Source organism: Micrococcus sp. HG099, assembly GCF_024723355.1.
GTDB classification, from domain to species: domain Bacteria; phylum Actinomycetota; class Actinomycetes; order Actinomycetales; family Micrococcaceae; genus Micrococcus; species Micrococcus endophyticus.
Map to the genome: position 1 here is coordinate 1 of NZ_JANQCJ010000212.1, position 2,200 is coordinate 2,200.

Sequence of the window (2,200 nt, forward strand, 5' to 3'; positions counted from 1 at the left end):
GCCCGGAGGCGTGCAGCGAGGCCGGGTTGCCGGGCAGCGCGGCCGCCTCGGCCAGGGCCGCGAGCGCGCTCGGACGCACCGCCGTGGTGGCGGCGTGGTCCAGGTGCACGCGCTCCACGAGGGGGCGCGGGGTCGCGGCGGAGGGCATCGGACCAGTGTACGAGCCGCCCGCGCGGGCCCGCCCGCGCGGGCCCGCCCGGCCTCGGCGGTGCGCACGATGCGGGACGGTGCTCCTGTGCCGCCCGCCTGCCCAGGGGTGCGGCGATCCCGGGTCCGTCCGATGCGCCAGAATGTCGCCATGGCCCTGACCGAGCTCGCCCTGCGCCACCCCGTCCGCCGCTTCGCCCGCCGCGAGGTGGACTTCCGCCGTCGCATCCTGACGATGGCCGTGGTGAACCGCACCCCGGACTCCTTCTACGACGACGGCGCGGCGTTCGCCCTCGAGGCCGCCGTGGACCAGGCCCGGGCGGCCGCCGAGGCCGGCGCGGAGTGGGTGGACGTGGGCGGGGTCCCGTTCGCGCCCGGCCCCGCCCTGGACCCCGGCGAGGAGGCCCGGCGGGTGGTGCCGCTCATCGCGGCCCTGCGCGGGGAGGCCGCCGAGCGCTCCGAGGCCGTGGCCGGGCTGATCCTCTCCGCGGACACGTTCGAGCCCGCCGTCGCCGAGGCGGCCATCGCGGCGGGCGCCGACGTCGTCAACGACACCTCCGGCCTCGTCCACGCGGACCTGGGCCGCGTGGTGGCCGCCTCGCAGGCCCACCTCGTGGTCACCCACTCGCTGGCGCACGTCCACGGCCCCCGGGCGGTGGTGCCGCAGCCCCGGTACGGCGACGTCGTCGCGGAGGTTCGCGAGCACCTGCTGCGCACCGTGGAGCGGGCCGTCGCCCTGGGCGTCCCCGAGGAGCGGATCATCGTGGACCCGGGGCACGACCTGAACAAGAACACCCTGCACACGCTCGAGATCACGCGGCGGCTGGACGAGATCGCCGCGCTCGGGCTCCCCGTCCTGGCCGCCGTGTCCAACAAGGACTTCATCGGCGAGAGCCTGGACCAGCACCGCCATGAGCGCCTCGCCGGCTCGCTCGCCGCCGCCGTGGCCTGCGTGCACGGCGGCGCCCGGATCCTGCGCATGCACGACGCCGCCGCGTCCGTCTCCGCCGCCCGCCTGCTCGAGTGCGTGTTCGGCTGGCGCGAGCCCGCCCGCCTGGTGCACAACATGGGCGAGGCCAACCCCGCCCCGGACCGCACCTCCCTGGCCGAGCACCGTGCCGGCCGCGTCCGGGCCGGAGGGACGCGGTGAGGCGCCTGGCCACCGCCGGCCCGGAGCTCTCGGACGAGGACCTGCTCGCCCTGCGCCGCGCCCCCTCCCCCCAGGACGCCCCGGGGCCGTGGGTGCGCGCCGTGTTCGTGTCCTCCCTGGACGGGGCCACCGCCCTGGACGGCCGCTCGGGCACGCTCGGCTCGCCGGCGGACCGACGGCAGTTCGCGCTCGCCCGCACGGACGCGGACGTGATCCTCGTGGGCGCCGGCACCGTGCGCGCCGAGGGCTACGCCGGCCCCCTCGTGGACGCCGCCGCCCGGGCCCGCCGCGCCGCCCGGGGCCTGCCGGAGCACCCGGCCGTGGCCGTCGTGACCGGCTCGCTGGACCTGGACCCGGACGGCGAGTTCTTCCGCGCCGCCCCCGGGCGCCCGTGGGTGATCGCCTCCGAGCGGGCCGTCGCGGCCCGGCCGGAGCGCGCCGCGGCGCTGGCGGAGGTCGCCGACGTGCTGACCGCCGGCGTCCGGGACGTCGAGCCGCGGGAGCTGCTGGCGCTCCTGGCCGGCCGCGGCGTGCGCGTCGTCCACTGCGAGGGCGGGCCGACCCTGTTCGGCGCCCTCGCCGCCGCCGGCGCCGTGGACGAGCTGATCCTCACCCTGTCCTCCCTGCTGGCCGGCGGGGCGGGGCCGCGCCTCATCCCCGCCGTGGAGGGGATCGGGCTGCCGGCGCGGATGCTCCCCCACCACGTGCTCACCCAGGACGGGGACCTCTACCTGCGCCTGCTCCACGAGCGCCACGCGGCCCTGCTGGCCGACGCGCCCGGGCTCGACGGACGGGCGGGCACGGGTCGATGAGCGCCGCAGACGAGCACCGCACGGCCTACGAGGTCCTCGGCGTGGACCGCGACGCCGACGACGCGGCCGTGCGCCGCGCCTACCGGGCCGC

2 protein-coding genes are annotated in these 2,200 nt (G+C 78.8%); both read left to right on the forward strand.

All coding sequences use genetic code 11. The features are described from left to right. Positions 1–298: 298 nt before the first annotated feature. Positions 299–1,297 carry a dihydropteroate synthase gene (folP, locus tag NWP10_RS11645; protein ID WP_258301010.1) on the forward strand — a complete coding sequence of 333 codons (999 nt, stop codon included), beginning with the start codon at positions 299–301 and terminating at the stop codon, positions 1,295–1,297. Continuing rightward, positions 1,294–2,109, forward strand: a complete 816-nt coding sequence (locus NWP10_RS11650; RefSeq protein WP_258301011.1) for a dihydrofolate reductase family protein — start codon at positions 1,294–1,296, stop codon at positions 2,107–2,109. Before folP ends, NWP10_RS11650 begins: the two co-directional genes overlap by 4 nt. Positions 2,110–2,200 lie beyond the last annotated feature (91 nt).

What these genes read in the sequence shown, in the direction of transcription:
- folP (WP_258301010.1), top strand. Translation starts at nt 299, where the DNA reads ATGGCCCTGACCGAGCTCGCCCTGCGCCACCCCGTCCGCCGCTTCGCC.